19 protein-coding genes and 1 pseudogene are annotated in these 20216 nt (G+C 46.7%); 17 read left to right on the top strand and 3 right to left on the bottom strand.

Features of this window, described 5'->3' with window-relative positions; translation table 11 throughout:
• Positions 1–39: 39 nt before the first annotated feature.
• Both ACQW03_RS04715 and ACQW03_RS04710 read right to left on the bottom strand, forming a co-directional pair.
• Positions 40–1359 carry an Nramp family divalent metal transporter gene (locus tag ACQW03_RS04715; RefSeq protein ID WP_071639954.1) on the bottom strand — a complete coding sequence of 440 codons (1320 nt, stop codon included), beginning with the start codon at positions 1357–1359 and terminating at the stop codon, positions 40–42.
• Between the two features lie 211 nt (positions 1360–1570).
• A pseudogene (locus ACQW03_RS04710) lies at positions 1571–1864 on the bottom strand (manganese catalase family protein); the annotation flags it as partial.
• Between the two features lie 264 nt (positions 1865–2128).
• Here ACQW03_RS04710 and ACQW03_RS04705 point away from each other — a divergent pair.
• From ACQW03_RS04705 to ACQW03_RS04695, 3 genes are all read left to right on the top strand, one after another.
• Positions 2129–2548, top strand: a complete 420-nt coding sequence (locus ACQW03_RS04705) for an organic hydroperoxide resistance protein (RefSeq protein WP_013309264.1) — start codon at positions 2129–2131, stop codon at positions 2546–2548.
• A 123-nt stretch (positions 2549–2671) separates the two neighbouring features.
• A complete protein-coding gene (locus tag ACQW03_RS04700; RefSeq protein ID WP_013309265.1) occupies positions 2672–2998 on the top strand; it encodes a hypothetical protein in 327 nt (108 codons plus the stop codon).
• A 129-nt stretch (positions 2999–3127) separates the two neighbouring features.
• Positions 3128–3553 (top strand): thiol-disulfide oxidoreductase DCC family protein, encoded by a 426-nt coding sequence (locus ACQW03_RS04695; protein WP_441948489.1) that lies wholly within the window; start codon positions 3128–3130, stop codon positions 3551–3553.
• Between the two features lie 192 nt (positions 3554–3745).
• Here ACQW03_RS04695 and ACQW03_RS04690 read toward each other — a convergent pair whose 3' ends face one another.
• The gene (locus ACQW03_RS04690) at positions 3746–4522 is read right to left on the bottom strand and encodes a DUF3153 domain-containing protein (protein WP_441948487.1); all 777 of its coding nucleotides are present in this window, start codon (positions 4520–4522) and stop codon (positions 3746–3748) included.
• Between the two features lie 235 nt (positions 4523–4757).
• Here ACQW03_RS04690 and ACQW03_RS04685 point away from each other — a divergent pair, with 235 nt between their 5' ends.
• From ACQW03_RS04685 to ACQW03_RS04620, 14 genes are all read left to right on the top strand, one after another.
• Entirely contained in the window at positions 4758–5729 is a 972-nt protein-coding gene (locus tag ACQW03_RS04685; protein ID WP_068939875.1) for a metal ABC transporter solute-binding protein, Zn/Mn family, read from the top strand.
• Between the two features lie 14 nt (positions 5730–5743).
• Positions 5744–6508 carry a metal ABC transporter ATP-binding protein gene (locus tag ACQW03_RS04680; protein ID WP_023987614.1) on the top strand — a complete coding sequence of 255 codons (765 nt, stop codon included), beginning with the start codon at positions 5744–5746 and terminating at the stop codon, positions 6506–6508.
• Between the two features lie 5 nt (positions 6509–6513).
• Positions 6514–7443, top strand: coding sequence for a metal ABC transporter permease (locus ACQW03_RS04675; protein WP_071639959.1), 930 nt, complete (start codon positions 6514–6516; stop codon positions 7441–7443).
• Positions 7440–8327, top strand: a complete 888-nt coding sequence (locus ACQW03_RS04670; RefSeq protein WP_071639960.1) for a metal ABC transporter permease — start codon at positions 7440–7442, stop codon at positions 8325–8327. Before ACQW03_RS04675 ends, ACQW03_RS04670 begins: the two co-directional genes overlap by 4 nt.
• 215 nt (positions 8328–8542) lie before the next feature.
• Complete coding sequence (locus tag ACQW03_RS04665) at positions 8543–10870, top strand: histidine kinase (protein WP_441948483.1); 2328 nt, start codon at positions 8543–8545, stop codon at positions 10868–10870.
• A gap of 527 nt (positions 10871–11397) precedes the next feature.
• Entirely contained in the window at positions 11398–12555 is a 1158-nt protein-coding gene (locus ACQW03_RS04660) for a hypothetical protein (protein ID WP_076292457.1), read from the top strand.
• A gap of 15 nt (positions 12556–12570) precedes the next feature.
• Entirely contained in the window at positions 12571–13818 is a 1248-nt protein-coding gene (locus ACQW03_RS04655) for a CpaF family protein (RefSeq protein ID WP_071639963.1), read from the top strand.
• Positions 13815–14606: a type II secretion system F family protein gene (locus ACQW03_RS04650; protein ID WP_220030934.1), complete on the top strand. Its 792-nt coding sequence runs from the start codon at positions 13815–13817 to the stop codon at positions 14604–14606. Before ACQW03_RS04655 ends, ACQW03_RS04650 begins: the two co-directional genes overlap by 4 nt.
• Positions 14607–14624: 18 nt before the next feature.
• A complete protein-coding gene (locus ACQW03_RS04645; protein WP_071644244.1) occupies positions 14625–15497 on the top strand; it encodes a type II secretion system F family protein in 873 nt (290 codons plus the stop codon).
• 13 nt (positions 15498–15510) lie between these two features.
• A complete protein-coding gene (locus ACQW03_RS04640) occupies positions 15511–15702 on the top strand; it encodes a Flp1 family type IVb pilin (RefSeq protein ID WP_013309278.1) in 192 nt (63 codons plus the stop codon).
• Positions 15702–16370, top strand: a complete 669-nt coding sequence (locus ACQW03_RS04635) for a TadE family protein (protein ID WP_441948480.1) — start codon at positions 15702–15704, stop codon at positions 16368–16370. Before ACQW03_RS04640 ends, ACQW03_RS04635 begins: the two co-directional genes overlap by 1 nt.
• Before the next feature lie 40 nt (positions 16371–16410).
• A complete protein-coding gene (locus ACQW03_RS04630) occupies positions 16411–18627 on the top strand; it encodes a hypothetical protein (RefSeq protein ID WP_441948478.1) in 2217 nt (738 codons plus the stop codon).
• Positions 18596–19591 carry a TadE/TadG family type IV pilus assembly protein gene (locus ACQW03_RS04625; RefSeq protein WP_076292461.1) on the top strand — a complete coding sequence of 332 codons (996 nt, stop codon included), beginning with the start codon at positions 18596–18598 and terminating at the stop codon, positions 19589–19591. The genes ACQW03_RS04630 and ACQW03_RS04625 overlap by 32 nt, the downstream gene beginning before the upstream one ends.
• Before the next feature lie 94 nt (positions 19592–19685).
• Entirely contained in the window at positions 19686–20198 is a 513-nt protein-coding gene (locus tag ACQW03_RS04620) for an A24 family peptidase (RefSeq protein ID WP_025722689.1), read from the top strand.
• The last annotated feature ends 18 nt before the right edge of the window (positions 20199–20216 follow it).

Below are 20216 nucleotides of genomic sequence, written 5' to 3'. Positions count from 1 at the left end.
TGGAATACCTCTTTTTAATGGTTGTATCCAAACGGTCTGTCAACCTGATATCGTTTGTACAATGAGCACCACATTCAAGATAATAATGACGGCGGTCACGATCCAGGTTAATACTTTTTGCCACATTTTATTTGCGAATTCACCCATAATCTTTTTGTCGCTGGTAAAGAGCAGTAATGGAATGATGGCAAAGGGAAGCTGGATGGACAGGATGACCTGGCTCAGTACAAGCAGTTCCTCCGCACCTTTTTCCCCTGCGATGGCAGTGACGATGACCGCTGGAATGATCGCGATGAGGCGGGTCACTAGACGACGCAACCAAGGTGAAAGACGAAGATTCAAAAAACCCTCCATCACGATTTGTCCAGCTAAAGTGCCTGTTACGGTTGAATTTTGACCTGAGGCGAGTAACGCCACCCCAAATAGTATGCTCGCCAGTGTGGTTCCCAGTAGTGGCGAAAGCAGATAATAGGCATCACTAATTTCGGCTACATCTGTTCTTCCTGCCGTATGGAATACAGCAGCTGCCACGATCAAGATAGCGGCATTAATAAATAATGCGAACATCAGCGCTATACTGGAATCCCAAGTTGCAAATGTAATGGCTTCCCGTTTACCTGCTGAAGTCTGCTCAAATTTGCGAGTTTGTACAATAGAAGAATGCAGATACAGGTTATGCGGCATTACGGTAGCGCCCATAATACCGATGGCAATATACAGCATGCTCGGATTCGTCAAAATTTGCGAGTCTGGTACAAAGCCGCCCAATACGCCGCCCCATTCCGGTTGTGCCAAAATGAGATTAATCCCAAAACAGCCGGCAATCGTCGCCATCAGCACAATGACGAGTGTTTCCAATGCCCGAAAACCTTTGTTTTGCAGCAGTAAAATGAGCATAACATCAAATGCTGTAATGATAACTCCGTATAGTAACGGTAGACCGAACAGCAGCTTCAGCGCAATGGCTGAACCGATGACCTCGGCCAAATCCATGGCTGCAATGGCAATTTCGCACAAGAGCCATAAGCCGATGGCGACAGGACGACTGTAGGCATCACGGCACATTTGAGCCAAATCTTTACCTGTGGCAATGCCAAGCTTGCCGGATAAGGCTTGCAGCAGGATGGCCATCAGGTTGGAGATTAGAATGACACTAAGCAGCGTGTAGCCGAATTTTGATCCGCCAGCGATGTCTGTGGCCCAGTTGCCGGGGTCCATATAGCCGACTGCGACCATATAGCCGGGTCCAGCAAAGGCAAGAAACTTCCGAAACCAAGTCCCGTCTTTCGGGACGCTCAAGGAACGATTCACTTCCGATAGTGAAGCGATTTCCGCGAAGTTGCCCTTTGTATTTTTCATACGCTTCACCTTCTTTATTGATGTTGAAATATATTATTAGTGACATAACGATTGTGTTATCCCTATTGTACACCCACAATAGTTTTTGTCTAGTGCAACTTTTGTGTGGTCAAGCAAGTTAATCGTATTTTTGAAGCAATATAGCCATCGTATAAAGCAGAACAATAGAAAAACCAAGCTATATCGCTCTGAGGGGAGCAGCTTGGTCGTTTTGGATTTTTTTAAATTGTTGTCCATCTTCCGGGTGAACGCCGTTCCATATTTTATCAATTTCCTTGTAGTCATTCGGACTGAAACGATAAATAGCCCGGTGCAATCCTTTTTCTTCGAATTTACGCGTTTCAGAAAAGGCTTTATTCTCCAAGTTCGGAATCGGAAGCATTTTGGTCATTTCTACGCCTGTAAGCTTTTCCAACGCTTTGGCATAGGCCATCACATGGACTCCACCCTGTACCAACAAGTAGCCTACGATCTCGCGTGCGACAGGGTTGTCAGTCATTTCGTATCAATAAACGATCCATGCGCATGAACATAGTCTTTTACCTCCTAAATGGTGAATATAGACGGCCCATCAAGTTAGGGGCTTATAACATATAGTGTAAACAAGGTGAGGTGGAATTAAACGGTAAATAAATTAGTTAACTTCCATGTTTTAAATGATTCATTTTGTGTAGTTCGTTTAAAATACATACGAGAAGGTAATCATGTCTTAACATGACGATGGATTCCTGCGAAATGTAAAATGATATAGAGAAGGAGAGATGAAATCATGGAAGCATTATACACGGCATCAGCAACGGTACATGGTGGAAGAGACGGTTCAGTCGCTTCATCTGATGGGGTTTTGAAGCATAAGCTCAGTACGCCGAAGGAGCTGGGTGGCGCAGGTGGAGAAGCTACGAATCCGGAGCAATTGTTTGCGGCAGGCTATGGTGCCTGCTATGAGAGCGCATTGGCTAACGTAGCCCGAAAGGCTAAGGTGAAGGTGGACAATGTTGAGGTCACCAGCCACGTATCTATCGGCAAGGACCCAAGTGATGGCGGCTTCCAGCTGGCGGTACGTCTGGATGTGAAAATACCCGGTATTGAACGCGCCCAGGCCGAAGATTTGGCACGCCAAGCACATGATTTTTGTCCGTACTCCAAAGCGACACGCGGTAACATTGATGTCGAGCTTAATGTCATTTGACTGCATTTCTATAACTTTTACACTCTGGCCGCCGATTTATCGGGGGCCTTTGCGCATAGATCTTGATTCGCTGAGATTCACGACCATTTGACATCATCGCCAAAATTCATTAAGATGGCTTAGGTGATTCTGGTCATCAGGTACGAAACAAATTTGAAAAATACGGGTGATATGATGTCTTACAGACCGAATATTGTTAATTTCACGCTGGCTGGCAGCAACGAAAAAGAAGGGCTTTATGAGTTTAAAATGAGTTTGGCCGATGGAACGGAGTGCCGCGTTTTTTCTCAACGTCATCCGGAGTGGACCTTGACGAATATTAGTCGACTGCTAACGACGCCTTGCCCGGTATGCCATAAGGATTTTATCTGCAAGTGTATGGATAAGTTCCATGAGGAGTTTTTAGAGCAAATTAATACGAAACAGCTGTTTGAGAAAGCATTGAGCTAGTTTTTCGAACAGGTAAAGACTATACATTTCTAAACAAGCGTCGGATACTTTCGGCGTTTTTTTGTTTATATTCATATGGTTGTGCTGTTGGTATTCATGCCATTGATTTCCCTGGAGGTGAAATGATTTATGAACCAGTCTGATCATGCTCATTCAGATCACTCCATTGTGTTGGTGGATGGGGTATGCCATTTTTGTCAGGGAGCGGCACGCTTTATTATCAAGCGTGACCCTAAGGGAACATTTCATTTTGGTTCCCTGCAATCTGAGGCAGGACAAGAACTATTACGTGCAGGAGGACTATCTACAGATCAGCTGGATACGTTCGTGCTGATTGAAGACGGTACGTATTATACAAGGTCAACCGCAGCTTTACGAATTGCCAAACATCTTCGTTTTCCATATCCGCTGGCCTATGTGCTCATCCTGCTTCCCCGCTTTGTGCGCAATGCCGTCTATAACTGGGTGGCGCGTAACCGATATCGTTGGTTTGGCAAGGATGAAGAGGATCAATGTCAGATCCCCCCACCAGAAATTAGACAACGATTTTTTTAGAGGTTGTTCAAAAAGTCGTCTTTCCATAACGAAGCTATTCAAGAAGCGGATTCGACGTCGAATCTTGAATTCAGCCGGGCCTTCCGTTGCTCACGTAGATCTGTCTACGCTCCGCTACTCAGTCCCTAGCTTCATCCAACCTTCTCGGTCCTGAAAAGCCGACTTTTTGAACACGCACTTTTAGTTGCTTTTTTAAGTTTCTTTTTTGGAGCGATGTCTACGAATTAGTAAGATCACAGCGAGCACGATCAGTATCAGGCTCGTAACAGCTACATACACGATATGTCGTACATTGGGTACGTTAACAGACAATTTTAGCTCGTTAGATTCCAAAGGAGCAATGTCCCAATACAGTGTTTTTCCGTCTTCCGACACACGGTCCGCATTATTGGTAGCAGGTTGGATGGGTAAGGATAGGCTGAAGTTAAGATCCAGCTGCCGCTCCAGTAATTTGCGCGCTAACACATTCATTTGCTCAAATTTGTCACTCAGTCCTTGAGCTTCTTCAGGAAGCAGGCGTGGTAGATCGAGCTTCATGGTAAGATCAATATTCGTTGTGAAAAAATGTTGGCTCACAGCGCGCTTTATTTCTAATCCCTCAGGTAGATTTAATCCCTGACTGGGATTTTTTTTGTTTGTGCTCCAATCTCCTTGATAATGTCCCTTGATTTGATATCCCTTTCTTCCCTGTTCAGCTAGCGGCTGTACATCTACATTGTTGCTTTGAATACGCTTGACTAATCGATCTAGCAGCCCGGGATTGTCCAACATCATCAGTGTCTGGTTGTTTACACTGAACGTTGCATCCATATCTACACTTTGATCGAGATGAACATCTACATGGATGTCACCTCGAGCACAGGAAGTTAGGGCAAGCAGACAGCACACCAGCATAAAAATGAGCAGTATTTTTCGTATCCGAACTTGCCGACGTTTGTTCCGATAAGGGCTGTATCCTGTTGGCTCCACGACCTACACCTCTTTATATGTATTCTTTGGTTTAACGACTGGATATCTTCTATATATTACACATTGGGAGAACGAAAATCGAACGGTATAACGAAATGCACAAGAATTATATTTTATAAAATGTTTCCCTAGGTAAAAACTTTAGTGTATACTCTAAAATATAGTATTGATAAAAAATAATTGAATCAAGGAAATAGTTTGTCCCAAGACGAAATTCAGAGGAGGATTTTAAAACATGAACAAGCAGTTTAAGAAGGCTCTGCCGCGATGGGTAACGACAGTTGGTGTATTGTCTCTAGCTCTGGTTCTAGCGACTGCATGTACCGATGCTAAGAAGAAGGAGCAGGGAACTGCGAGAGAGGCTGGACAAAAAATAAAGGCTACGGCTACCATCGGTATGATCTCTGACATTGTCGGCAAGGTCGGCGGTGATCATGTGGAGGTCACGGGAATTATGAAGTCAGGCGTTGACCCGCATTTGTACAAGGCTTCTCAGGGAGATATGCGCAAGCTGGATCAGGCCGACGTTATTTTTTATAACGGGTTGCATCTGGAAGGAAAAATGCAGGACATTCTGGAGAAAATCAGCAAGCAAAAACCCGTCATACCCGTGTCCAAAAACATCGCACAGGATCAGTTGCGTGCAGGTAGTCCGGAAATGGGATCTGAGCATGATCCACATATCTGGTTTAACGTACAGAACTGGATGTCTGCGGTAGAAACCGTCAGAGATGAATTATCGGCGCTTGACGCTGTTCATGCGGAGGAGTATAAAGCCAACGCAGAAGCCTATCTCACTGAGCTGCGAGAGCTGGACGATTACACGAGAGAGCAGATTGCCAGTATACCGGAAGCCCAGCGCGTGCTTGTCACAGCACATGATGCTTTCGGCTATTTCGGAGATGCCTACCACATTCAAGTGAGAGGACTTCAAGGTATGAGCACAGAGTCAGAAGCGGGTTCTCAAGATGTGACCAAGCTGCGAGATTATTTGGTGGAGCATAAAATCAAGGCTATATTCGTAGAATCTAGTGTTCCGAGAAAGGCCATAGATGCGGTTATTCAGGGGGCCGCTCAGCAAGGCCATACAATTAAGGTTGGTGGCGAGCTCTATTCGGATGCCATGGGTGAAGAGGGCACAGAAGATGGAACATATATTGGAATGGTCAAGCATAACGTCAATACGATTGTTAAAGCTCTTAAATAAGGAGGCAAAGATACATGGGGCATTCACCACTTGTCGTTCGTGATTTATCGGTAGCTTATCAAAAAAAGCCCGTTTTGTTCGATGTTTCCTTTGAAGTGCCAGAAGGCAAGCTGATAGGTATTATCGGTCCGAACGGGGCTGGGAAATCTACGCTGATTAAGGCAGCGCTTGGACTGATTCCAAAGCTTAGGGGCGAAGTGCTGGTCTACGGTAAGCCCTATAAGCAACAGCTACTCAAGGTTGGCTATGTACCACAGCGGGAGTCGGTGGATTGGGATTTTCCGACGAACGCATTGGATGTGGTTATGATGGGACGGTATGGCAGATTAGGCTGGTTTAAGCGTCCGGGAGCAGCAGATCGTCAGGCTGCGATGGAGAGTTTGGATAAAGTTGGAATGAGCAAATATGCAGACAGACAGATTAGTCAATTGTCTGGCGGTCAGCAACAACGTGTTTTTTTAGCCAGAGCACTCGCGCAGGATGCTCAGCTTTATTTTATGGATGAACCGTTTGTCGGTGTGGACGCTGCAACAGAAAAAGCCATTATTTCATTGCTCAACGATCTGAAACAGCAGGGTAAAACCGTGCTTGTCGTTCATCATGATTTATCTACAGTCACGGATTATTTTGATCAGGTTATGCTGTTGAACGGGCATCTGATGGCGTTTGGAGAGACGACAGATATTTTTACCGAGGAAAATCTGCAGCGTACGTATGGCGGGCGTCTGAGTATACTCAAAACAGGCCCGGATTCCGGTACGATACTCGGAGTGAGGTGAGCAGTATGACAAGCTTGGCAACGCTTTTGACCGACCCAAACATGCAGTGGATTTTGCTGGGATGCATTTTACTCGGTTTAAGTAGCGGGGTAATTGGCAGTTTTATGTATTTGCGCAAGCAGTCGCTCATGGGAGATGCTTTGGCACATGCGGCTTTGCCGGGGGTATGTGTGGCTTTTATGATCACAGGTACAAAATCCGTGTTTGGATTTATGATTGGAGCCGCCATTGCAGGGATTGTTGCGACCTTTGCCATCAGTGCGTTAACCCGGTATTCGCGAATTAAAAGCGATTCAGCGATTGCAGCGGTGCTGTCCGTATTTTTTGGCTTCGGTATTATGCTGTTGACCGAAATCCAGCATAGTGGCGCAGGAAACCAAAGCGGGTTGGATAAATTTCTATTTGGTCAAGCTGCGGCAATGGTATTGTCTGATGTTTATACGATGGCGGTAATTTCGGTGGTTCTCATCGGAATATGTATATTATTTTTCAAGGAATTTAAGCTGCTCAGCTTTGATCCCGGCTTTGCCCGCGGTCTTGGTTTTCCGGCAGGTTTGCTGGATAAGTTGTTGATGCTATTGATTGTCATTGCGGTGGTTGCTGGCATTCAGGCCGTGGGAGTCATTATGATGGCTGCTCTGCTGATTACCCCGGCCGTGTCAGCAAGATACTGGACAGAGAAACTCGGTGTCATGGTATGCCTATCAGGCTTGTTTGGTGCTATAGCAGGCCTTGGTGGGACGGTCATTAGCTCTCTGGGACAAAATCTGCCTACAGGACCGTTATGCGTGTTGTGTGCGACTGTGGTGTTTGGAGTGAGCTTGATTTTTGCGCCGCAACGCGGGATGATCTCCAAGGCTATCGTTCGGTTGAACGCCAGAAAAAATCTGGAGCAGGCAGTCGGTACACAGCCAAGGGAGGAGCGTGCCCTATGAGTTCATTTTATGTAATTTTGACGGGAATGTTAGTGGCAGGGGGATGTAGTATCGTTGGGTGCTTTCTCGTGCTCCGAAAAATGGCTATGATCGGTGATGCAATCAGTCATGCGGTACTGCCGGGGATTGTCATTGCCTTTCTCATCAGCGGATCGAGAGATTCGGTGTGGATGATGTTTGGTGCGGCAGTGTTGGGTCTTCTAACGGTGTACCTGATTCAGCTGTTCCAACAAAGCGGTCTGCAAAGTGATGCTGCCATTGGGGTAGTGTTTACGACATTGTTTGCTATCGGTGTATTGCTGGTCAGCGTGTTTGCTTCCAATGTCCATCTGGATATGGATCACGTTTTATATGGGGAAATTGCTTATGTGCCGTGGAATACGTTAGAGATAGCCGGCTTCGATGTCGGTCCGAGGGCTGTGTGGATTACGGGCGCGATGTTTTTGATCAATTTGATCGTGATAGGGGGCTTTTTCAAGCAATTTAAAATTACTTCCTTCGATCCCGCCTTGGCAGCTTCATTAGGCATTCCAGTTGTTTTTTTTCATTATCTGCTGATGAGTCTCGTCTCACTAACGACGGTGGCGTCATTTGAGAGCGTGGGTGCAATTCTGGTGGTTGGCATGCTCGTTGTACCGCCTCTTACCGCTTATTTGCTGACGGAGAAGTTGTCCCGTATGATTGTATACAGCGTAGGATTTGGAGCCATCAGCTCGGTCGCAGGTTTTTACACAGCAAGTGTATTGGATGCTTCTATTGCGGCATGTATGCTGTGTATATCGGGTGTGTTGCTGCTTTTGGTATTTCTCTTTTCCCCGTCTCACGGTGTGGTATGGCAAAAGTTATTTCAACAACGGGGGATCGTTGGCGAAGATAGCAAGTGATTGTAGGAAGTGATCCCATATGAGTTACCCAAAATAGCGTGCATTCAGGCATAAGAGACCTGAATGCACGTTTTTTGCGCTTATACTGCCCTGTGCGGCTTTTTTTGAGGCAAGCTTGATTGATCATCTTGAATTGATTGGGACACGGGAGTACATTCATTACAACCATATAAGAATGGACGGAACAAACAAGCACGCTGTGGGGAGGAACGAAAGTGGAGAGCTTCAAACGTAAATCACCAGAGGAAATACTGGATTCGATTAACAAACTGCATCGAGGCAGACTCAAAATATACATGGGTGCGGTCAGTGGCTCGGGCAAGACGTATCATATGCTGCAGGAGGGACAATCGCTGCAGCATGAAGGTATTGATGTTGTGATTTGTGCGGTCTCAACCATGCAGCGGCCTGTGACCGTGGAACAGGTCGGCACGCTGGAGCGAGTGCCTAGTATTCATTGGATAAAAGATGGTGAGGAGCAAAAGGATCTGAATGTGGAAGCTTTGGTGGCACGAAATCCCGAAGTGGTACTGGTGGATCATTTGGCACATCATAACCGGAAAGACGCCCCATTTCCAACACGGCTGGAGGATATTCGGTATTTGCTGGAGCAGGGAATTAGCGTCATTACAACGGTCAATGTTTATGAACTCGAAGGAATTACGGAGTGGGTATATCAGCTGACAGGCTTTGAAGCGGAATATACGGTTCCGGTTGATACACTCGAGCTAGCGGATGAAATTCGTCTGATTGATGCCACCCCGGAGATGATTTTGGAACGGCTGGCGAAAGGCTACATGCATACGCCCAATCCTGAGATGTTTCACCGGGGTAATCTGGGTAAATTGCGTGAGCTAGCCCTGCGATTGGTAGCAGAGGATGTGAACGATTCGCTGGAACGGCACCGGGAGGAGTTAGGCTTGCACGGGGCATCAGGAGCCGCAGAGCGTATTTTGGTACCCGTCCAATATCATTGGAATGGGTCCATTTATGTACGTAGGGGGGAACAGGTCGCCAAGCGGTTGGGTGGAGATATGCTAGTAGTCTCCTTTGTCAGCTCGAAGCGCAAGCTGTCCAAGGAATCAGCAGCCTTCAAGCGTTCAATTGAGAAATTGACTGACAAGATAGGATCAACATTTGAAGAAATCCCGCTTTTTTCACGCAGAAGGTTGCCTAGTCAACTGATTCATTATGCGGTGACGCACAATGTTACCCGAATTGTTATGGGGCATTCTCGGCAGACTCCGTGGCAGGAGTTGATGAAAGGATCGCTTGTGAACGGGATTTTAAAACGAATGAAAAATATGGATCTGCTGCTGATTGCGGACCGGGCCGAGCAGGAGGGTGAGCGGATTTTGCCAACAATGAGACAGGAGGAGGGGGATAATGATCCGTATCATCGTTTGAGCGTTGAGGAAGCACAGGCTGAGGCAGCCAAAATCTTGCGGGGCAAGCTCAAGGTATACATTGGCGCTGCTCCGGGGGTCGGCAAAACATACACGATGCTGAGAGAGGGGAATGATCTGCTGGAGAGCGGAATCGATGTAGTTATCGGATTGCTGGAAACGCACGGAAGAGCAGAAACACTGGCCCAGGTAGGATCTCTGAAGATGATACCCCGTCAGTCCATCGAGCGGCATGGCGCACACTTGGAAGAAATGGACACGGAATCGATTCTCAGGCGTAATCCCGAGGTGGTGCTTATTGATGAGCTGGCACATACCAACGTGCCCGGAAGTCTGAGATCTAAGCGCTATGAGGATGTGCTTATCATTTTGGAACAAGGTATTTCTGTGATATCCACAATGAATGTACAGCATCTGGAGAGCTTGAATGATGCGGTAGAACAGATTACTGGCATACGAGTGAGAGAGACTGTTCCCGACCATATGATGCGTCTGGCCGATGAAGTACAGCTTGTTGATGTGGCTCCCAAATCGTTGCAGCAGCGTATGCGTGAGGGCAAAATATACGATCATGCGAAGGTGGAACAGGCACTTAGCCACTTTTTTAAACTGGGCAATCTGATTGCGTTGCGTGAACTTGCTTTGCGGGAATTGGCAGATGACGTAGATGAGCGGCTGGAATCCTGGGATCGACACGAATCACTTCGGGGACCGTGGCGCAGGGAGGAAGTGATCTTCGTAGGCGTGACGCTAAGCGGAAATGCTGAAAGGTTGATTCGCCGCGGTTTTCGTATCGCCTTTCGTCTGAAGGCTGTGTGGATTGTGACTTATGCTCATGTTGGTGAGCGTATACCTGAGAGACTGAACCCTCGTCTGGAACAACTAAAGTTGCTGACCCACCGACTGGGGGGGACCTTTGAGATTCGGCTTGTTTCCAGCCGACGCGAAATTGCCGACATTTTGATTGCTCCAGTGGAAGGATATTCAGGTACGCAGCTCATCGTGGGGCAGTCTTCCCGAAGTAGCCGTTGGGGTAAGGCTGCGGTTGTGCCGAGGATTCTCCGTCAAGCACGTCATATGGATGTTCTAATTGTGGCGGATTATGATCCGGATATTAAACTGGAGATAGATTATTAATTAGCCCAGTAAATTCATAAATAGTCATATGATGGTTACCGATGGTTCGCTGCTTCCATAGTATATTCTATCTCAAAGAAATGGAGGCGAATTAAAAATGTTTAAACATTGTCATTCGCGTAAGCCAAAAAAACGTATCTTTAAGAAGATCATTAAGGTGACTGTCATTAAGTTTAAACCTAAATTTAAACATGATCACCGGAAACATGAAGATTTTGATAAGAAATGTCATTGCCGGAAACGTCGCCATCATCGCCATCATCGCCATCATGACTGTCATCGTCGTCACCACAAATTCTACTAAGATGAAGATAGTAGGAGGCGGGGCTAGACTGCCCGCCTTCTCCTAGTACGAGGATTTTGGAAGATACTTGCACAAAAAATACTTGCTCTAATATAAGCGCTATGCTATTCTACCAGTAAATAGATTGCACGTGACGGAAGCACCGTTCACCAACCGTATGTACTTTACGGATTGATGAACGGTGCTTTTTTGCGTTGTTGTGTTAGGGAAAGGGATGAGCGTTATGGTTCCAGTGAAAGTGGTATTGGCCGTAGAAGGCCGGGATTATATTGAGCCGCTGCTGAATTATGTTCACGGAAGCGAGTACGCCAGAAGGCTGAGAATAACGGCTTTTTCGCAACCGGAGGCATTTCATCAATACATGATGGAAACCAGTGGAATGAAAAGACCGGATGTGGTGGTAGGTGAAGCGGCTTTTTTGAATCTATGGACAGACAGGGAAGCTGCTGATATTCCTTGTTTGGTATTGCATGAGGGAGAACAAGTGAGCGAATATGGACAGCCTTTATTAAAATATCAGCCTTTATCTGAGCTGGTCGGTTTTATTTTGGAAACGGCTAGACAGAGGTCGAACGGTCGGAAAAGTGTAAACAGTCGGGAAGGTGGAATGATTATCGGCATGGTAGCAGCTTCCGGTGGACTAGGTAAGACAACGGCCGCACTCAATATGTCCAAACAGCTGGGGAATGAGGGATTTTCGGTATTCTATCTGAATCTGGAGACGGTGGATTCAAGCTCGTTGTTCACTGGTTCAGGCAGTGCTAGCGGAGCAGAAGGAGAAGGGCTGTCCAGGCTGCTCTATGATCTCAAGGCGGAGGGGAGTGAGGACACTCCATTATCCATGGCTTCCTATTGTATTCGTCGCCCTGAAATTCAGGCGGATACTTTTCAGCCTGTCTATAATCGCAAGGAGCTGACGGACATGACTTGTGATGAAGCGAAAGAGCTGATTCGAACGGTTGCCGAAAGTGGGCAGTATGATGTAGTGATCGTAGATGGCGATTCTGAAAAAGGTGATCGGGCTCAAGCCGTGCTTGAAGCTAGTCATAAGCTGATTTGGCTGCTGGCAGACGATTTAATGAGCATGCACAAGTGCGGATTATGGCTGGATGTTTTAGAAACCACGCAGCCTGAAGGGCTTGAAGACATGATATGCAAAACCAGCTTTGTGGTGAACCGCTATATGGGAACTATGATCAACTCATTACCTCGTGACTTCATGGAGCTAAACGGAGCGTTACCTTATATACCTTCATGGAAGCAGATGCAGCACCGTGAGCTACTGCTTAGTTCACCGATTTATCAGCGGGAAATTCGTCATCTGTGCCACGAGCTGCTGAATGTGGACAGTGTAACACATCCGCCCGCCGTTTGGTCTTAAAAGGGGCTGATGAACATGAATGAGGAACGTTTTAAGGCATTGCGAGCAGATATCCGAAACGGGTTAGACGTAACGTCTTCGGTAAAGGATACAGATCTGGTACGGCATATTGAAAATCGAATTTTACACGATGTAGAGCTGGTGGGCTTAACTTCCCGAGAGAAGCACGCACTTGTCCGCAAGATTTTTAACTCTTTCCGTGGGCTGGATGTACTCCAGCCATTGATTGACGATCCGACCGTTACGGAAATTATGATTAACAGTCACCGGGAAATCTTTGTGGAGCGGGCTGGTGAAGTGATGCAGGTACCTGATCAATTTGAGTCTCGCGAGCGGCTGGAGGATTTAATCCAGACGATTGTAGCCGGGGTGAACCGAATTGTGAATGAGGCTTCCCCCATTGTGGATGCCCGGTTAAAGGATGGGTCACGCGTAAATATTGTGCTGCCTCCAGTTGCTCTCAAGGGTCCGACGATGACAATACGGAAGTTTCCCGAGCGTCCTATGACGATGGATGACTTGATACAAATGGGTGCGCTTGATGCAGAAACCGCTGCTATGCTCAAGGACTTGGTACGTAGCAAGTACAACATTTTTATAAGCGGAGGAACGGGTTCTGGTAAAACAACTTTTCTGAATGCATTATCCCAGTTTATCCCGTCGTCTGAACGGATTATTACCATTGAAGACTCAGCAGAGCTGCAAATTGTGACGGTCCCTAATCTAGTTTCCATGGAAACAAGGAATGCGAACACCGAGGGGAAGGGAGAAATCACAATTCGTGATCTGATTCGTTCCTCCCTGCGTATGCGGCCCAACCGCATTGTGGTGGGTGAGGTCCGGGGAAGTGAGGCATTGGATATGCTGCAAGCGATGAATACTGGCCATGATGGAAGCTTGTCAACTGGCCACGCAAATAATATCCGCGATATGGTCAGCCGGCTGGAAACGATGGTGCTCGGAGGAGCAGAGCTTCCACTTGGAGTAGTACGGCAGCAGATCAGCTCAGCTATTGATATATTCGTTCATCTGTCACGGATGCGTGACAAATCTAGACGAGTGCTGGAAATTAGCGAAGTGATTGGCTTTGAAAATGGTGAGGTGACGCTTAACCCTCTTTATCGTTTTCAGGAACGAGGAGAAAGTAAGGGGCGAATCGTAGGAGGTCTGGAACGTTGTGGCGAGGGTCTGCAACATACTTTGAAGCTGCAAATGGCCGGGATCAATCCGGAAAACTGGCACAGGGGAGGAGTATCAGCGTGAAGCCAGGAAAAACGACTGCCAAGCAAGTATCACGTGAAGTCCCTTCTCTGCCAGATTATACGGTGTATACATTATCGACAGTACAAAAAAGTCTGTGCATATTCTTTAGTGGCGTGCTGTTTGCGATGATCGGCTATCTATTTTATCACCAATGGATATTATCGTTGCTGTGCGCTGCCGGGGCTGTGGTGACACCTCGTTATTTTAGGCAATTTTTGCTGCAAAGACGCAGGTCTGCTCTAAGCATCCAATTCAAGCAGGCTTTATATTCGCTCTCGTCTTCTCTTTCAGCGGGAAGGTCGGTGGAGAATGGTTTTCGTGAGGCTGTAGAGGATTTGAGATTGCTTAGTCCGGATGGAGATCACGACCTGATTTTTGAATTTAACATTATTACCGCCTGTCTCGAAATCGGACAACCTGTAGAGGCTGCTTTGCAGGATTTGGCCCGTCGGGCGCAGATGGAGGATATTACGAATTTTGCGGACGTATTTGCGGCTTGCAAGCGAACCGGAGGTGATCTGGTGGAAGTCGTACGACGAGCTTCAAGTGTCATTGGTGAGAAGTTGGAAATTCAGCAGGAGATCGGTGTAATGATTGCACAGAAACGTTTTGAATCGAGGGTTATGTTTGCGGCGCCTTTTTTCTTTGTATTGTTTATGACGATGACAGCGGGTGATTACATGATGCCCTTATACAGCGGTACAGGTATGATTTTATCAACCTTTTGTTTATTGGTGCTTGGTGGGTGTCTTGTGTGGATCAACCACATTATGAAGATTGAAGTGTAAGGAGAGATAGATGTGGTGATGTTGGTTTGTCTGGTCATGCTGGTTCTGCAAGTGGGAGGTTGGGTGGTGCTGAACCAGATGCATGGTGCTAAGTATGCGCATTTTCGCCATATGAAGCTGGAGGGACTGCGGCTGCAAAGACTTTCAGTCCCATTTGTACACATGATTCATGCTTCACGTGCTACTCACAGGCTGCCTTTGCTGATGTTTAAGCTCCAGCGTTCGGTGCAGAAGCTGTATGGTATGCGCAACAGCGGAGAAAAAACGATGCTTTTTCTGGCAGAAATGTTGGGTTACGGATATATGATGGCTGCTGGTGGAGTTATAATATCGCTCTTGATGGGTGGGGATGCGACCGGGCTGGTGCTCGGATTGGGACTTGGCATTCTGGTACCTATCGCGCTGATCAAGGATTTGCATGGGAAAGTACAGAAGCGGGACCAGCAAATTTTAATGGAATTGCCTGAACTGCTGAGTAAAATGATGCTTTTAGTAGGTGCAGGTGAGACGGTACAACGGGCATTGCTCCATTGCGTGGAACGTAAAGGAGCGGATACGAAACATCCGTTGTATCGAGAACTGAGGCAGACGGTGACGGAATGGGAAAGTGGCTTTTCCTTTCAACAGGCATTTGAGCACCTGAGCAAACGTTGTGGTATTCAGGAAATGACAGTATTTACGACGACAGTTTTGTTGAATATGAGGCGCGGCGGGAGCGATTTCGTGATGGCTTTGCGTGAGCTATCCCAGACGTTATGGGGCAAGCGGACTTCAATTAGCCGCACAAGAGGGGAGCAGGCTTCATCTAAGCTAGTATTCCCGATGGCGCTGATTTTGCTAACGGTAATTGTGCTGGTGGGCGCTCCGGCTTTAATGATGATGAATATGTAGGAGGAATACAACGATGATGACATTAGTAACAGGCAGTATTCGTAAGTTGTACAAGGATGAGGATGGTCTGGGTACGTTAGAAATGATCCTGATCATTGCCATTCTGATTGCGGTGGCAATTATTTTCAAGGATCAGATCAAGAAAATTGTAGAAGGGCTTTTGAAAAAGGCGGATAAAAAAAGTAACGATTTTATGGATTCATAATGCTGCGCAAATTGGCACAAAAAGAGGACGGGAGCTTCTCCTTGGAAGCTTCCCTCGTCTTTCCCATTCTACTGCTGGTCATTTTTGTGATGTTATTTTTTTGCCTGTACATATATCAAAAATCTATATTGGTGCAGGTCGCTGCTACTGCTTCGGAAAGGGCCGCTTACAGTTGGAATAACAGCTTCAAGGACCCACGTACGGGAGCATTTACACAAGGGCAACGGGATTCTCTCTATTGGCGCCTGAAGGATGATGGTATGCTGGGAGCCCTGTTTGGCTGGACCGGAGCCAACAATCAGGAAAGTGTACAGGTTCCGGGCGGCAATGGGGGAGGCTCGTTACCTGCTCAGAAGCTGTCCAATGCAGAAAATAGAATGCCTGCGGGCATGCAGGGGCAGATGACATATGAGAACAGTATGATTCACCGTAAGGTGACCACAAAGTTAAATAAGATAGTGAAGGTACCTTTGTTGAATCAGTTTTTAGATCAGACAGATTTGCAAGGGAAAATGAGCTCTGGCGTGGTCGAACCTGTGGAATGGATTCGTACGGTGGAGTTGGTCCGTTATTATGGTGCGAAGTTTATGGGCAGAGGATCAGGTGAAAAGGTAGATTCGGCAGTTGCAGGGAAAGTACTGATGCAATATGGTCAAAACGGTCAGTGAGAAGTAAGTAACGGGAATGTAACTGGAAAGGAGGAAGCAGGTGTTTGGTAAGGGACAAAATACAAAGGACAGGGAATCAGGTGCTGTCACGGTCTTTTTAATTCTGATTCTGGCGGTCATGTTCGGTTTTATTGCTGTATTTATTGATTACGCGAGAATTGCTGCATTGCATGTGCAGACCGAACGGCTGACCCATGCGGCGGTTCGTTCAGTGATGTCTGCTTATGATCCGACATTACAACAGGAGTACGGTTTGTTTGCTTATGGCGAAGGCGGCGGAGAACAAATTATGGTCAAAGTGCTGAATGACAGCGCGCGACGTACGGCACACGCGGATACACTCCCGCTGATGAATACGAAGCTGGATTCAAGTTCCCTGCAAATGGAAAGAGAGCTTGGTAAATATGCCATATTTAACGAACAGATCCGTGAAGAGATGAAGTATAAAGCACCTGTCGATTTTACGTTTGAAGTGCTCGAAAAGCTAAAGCCGCTCTCTCAAAACATGAAAGAGGCTTCTCATACGGTAGATTTGCTGAAAAGGCTGCAAAAGCTGTACGACAGACGAGAGGCCCAACTGGATGACATGCTGGAGAAGCAGCGTAAGGCAGGAGCTTATATGGAAGAGGTTCGCAAGCGGATTATTAAACAGAGGGGCACCTATATGCCCAATCAGTATATATGGGACCCGCTTGAGGTTGTAGCCGATATTGCCGCTCAATATAAGCATTACGTACATGTATATGAAGACAATAAGAAGAGTGTGGACGACGTTAAAATCATGCAGATGGAAAAATATGCACGTAGAGCGAGGGCAGCGCTTGATCGCCTGCGTCAGATCATGGTTCAGGCTGGAGAAGAACATGATAAGCTGCTTCTGGAAGCCAAGGAACCGTTAAATGAGGCCCGACAGATTAATGAAGAGATGCGCAAAGTCATTGCCCAATATAAGCAGAGGGCGGCCAATGCAGGCTACGATGAGGTTTCAGCAGCCCCTACTCCAAGCGGAGCAGGCTCCAACGCAGATCCGTCGGTAGGAAGCGCACGGCAAAAAGCAGAGGATTTGTTGATTCCAGATAAGGAATTTGAGCAATGGGAAGCAGAAATCGAAAGGCAACGGACTTCTATAAATACTGCTAACAATGGAATAACGAGCATTATGCATACCTTATCTTTTTATACAGATCCATTTTTGAATGCAGACATGCTCAAGCAAGAAGTCGCATCAACGCTCAAAGAGATAGATAAATACTTGAATGCGTATGCTTGGGCGGGACCTGCCAATGTACTCGACGGTGAAGCCAAAATGATGGATACGCGACGTGGACCGGACAAAGAACGCAAGAAAATGGAAAAAGAGGCGAAAAACAAGCTCAAACAAGCCTATCGGATCATTGAGGTTCTTTCCAAAGGTAAACAAAGTGCAGAAAAATTCCAACATCTGGAGCGCTATTACAATGAAAGTATTTCGTTTAACCAGTCTACATCCAGTCCATCTGTATCCGCTGATTTGCCCTATGACACCTATGTTGCAGCGGGAGCTTCAATGGATAGTATGGATGGTCTATACGGGTCGGCATCCAATTTACTGACTCAACTGGGAGACGAGTTTTACCAGAATGAATATGCGCTATCTTACTTCCATCATGTGGATTTTAGCCGTTTTGGCAGCTTGACCGGATCGGGTGGAAATGTGGGAAATGCTGCACAGATTTTGGGAGATCAGCTGGAGGTGAATAATCAGGAAGTTGAGTACATCCTGTATGGGTTCCATAATCCGACGGGCAATCTGGCATCCGCCTATGGAGAAATTTTCGCTATGAGACTTGCCATTCGAACAATGGAGGGATTGGTTAAAAACAGCTCAAAAGGTAATCCGCTGGTCGTTTTGGCGGCGGCTTTGTTATATGGAGTAGAAAAAGCAATAGAAGATATGATTATGCTGGCACAAAAGGGGGACGTGCCATTGTCTGATTTTCTGAAATTTCGAATGACATACAAGGATCATTTGCGATTGTTCCTGATGCTCCATAGCAATAATGAACGAAAAATGTCCCGTATGCTTGCTCTGATCCGCCTGAATACAGATGTCAATCCTGCTGAGCGGCAAACGTATGCAACGGGTGAGGTCAAGAATGGGATGAGGCTGTGGTTTCTACCTGGGGTAATGAAGATGCTCGGGACCGCCTCAAAAGAAGGCGAGAGTATTAAGGGAAGTGTGTACTATGTCACGAAAACAGCGCATTTTTCCTATTAATCGGTGTTTACGGAAAGTTTGTGGGCAGAAGCAATGTGAACAAGGGAGTATTGTATTAGAAGCGTCACTGGTGTTGCCAATGTTTCTGTTTTTTATTATTTTTCTCATTTATATGGTTCAGATGACGCTGGTATCCACAGCCTTGCAGAACACCGCTTCAGAAGCGGTCAAGCAGGTTTCGACTAAAATCTACCCAGTTTCTCTAGCCGTGGAGGCGGCGTCCGCGAAAATAGATGCAGTCCGTGAACCGCTGGATGAATTGCCCAAGTTATCTATGAGTGAATATGCAAGCCAATTCGCTGCCCAGTTGCCACCTCCAATTGGCGATTGGGTAGAAAGCGCTGTTCAGGGCGGTCAAAAGCCGATGGAGGAACTGCGGGGGCGATTTACGGAAGCTGCACTCGATCCTGTTCTGAAGCCGATGCTAAAGCCTTTTATGGAGGAAAGCATTCTGGAGTATGACCGTATTCATATAACGAGCGTACATGTACCTGCTCTTACAGGAACTAAGGACCCTTATTTTAGAGTAGAGCTATCGTATGAACTGCCGATGAAGGTCCCCTTTTTGTATCGCAGCATTGTGATTCAGGCAGCGGCAGAGGAACGTCTCTGGATTGGGAACACAGGGGAGGGGACAGGTACAGGAGAGGCAACAGCGGATAAGGATGCGCAGCATTCCATACAGTTGCTCGTCAAGCCTGAACCTGCTGTGAAGGGTGTGTACAATTTGATCAAGGCCAAGATTGAGCCTGGGACGACTGCTAATCTTTCTGTACTTTATAAGTCGGGCCAAAGCACGGCCCAGCATTTGGGCTGGACCTCTGCCAATGCGGACGGGATTATTGAATGGAACTGGTTTGTGGGAACGAACACAACACCCGGTCAATGGAGCTTTGTGATTGAAACAGAGGATGGTCAACGTATAGAAGTTCCGTTTACCGTGGAAAAGCCAGCTGATGGATAGATAGAATCGACTCGACATAGACGGACAGGAATACCTACGATGGAAAGTGATTTGGTAGTCTGCTAGTTCTATTTTATAAAGGGGGAAGATCGCATTGACGTGGATGTATATTGTATGCGGAGTTCTGCTCGCGATCGCGTTAGTTACGGATTTACGTAGCATGAAAATCCCTAATAAGCTTACATTGCCCGGCATAGTGGTAGGCTTGGTGTTCAATACTCTGTTTGGAGGGTGGCACGGTTTTTTATTTGCTGTTGCTGGACTGGGTACCGGATTTGGTTTCATGCTGATTTTGTACTGGATGGGAGCTGTTGGTGCAGGGGATGTAAAGCTGTTCGGCTTGATTGGAGCATGGACAGGTGCCGCTTTTGCATGGCAGTCAGCTTTATATTCGATTTTTTTTGCAGGTATTATTGGCATAGGAATTTTGCTATGGAAGAGGGAAACCATCATGAGACTGCGGCGCGTGGCTTTTAATTTAGGAGGATTTTTTCTATTTCGCAGCGGCAAAGCGCTGACCAGTGGGAATGAAGCGCACCTCAGGTTTCCTTTTATGACGGCAGTCATTCCGGGAGCGATCAGTGCTTATCTTTACTTCTTGCCATAACATGTCCGCTGGGGGAGA

Origin of the sequence: Paenibacillus sp. DRB1-1 (genome assembly GCF_052119485.1) — a bacterium.
In the GTDB taxonomy this organism is placed as follows: Bacteria; Bacillota; Bacilli; order Paenibacillales; family Paenibacillaceae; genus Paenibacillus; species Paenibacillus polymyxa_B.
Note: the sequence above shows the minus strand (reverse complement) of the source record. Positions and strands in the feature narration are given on the sequence as shown.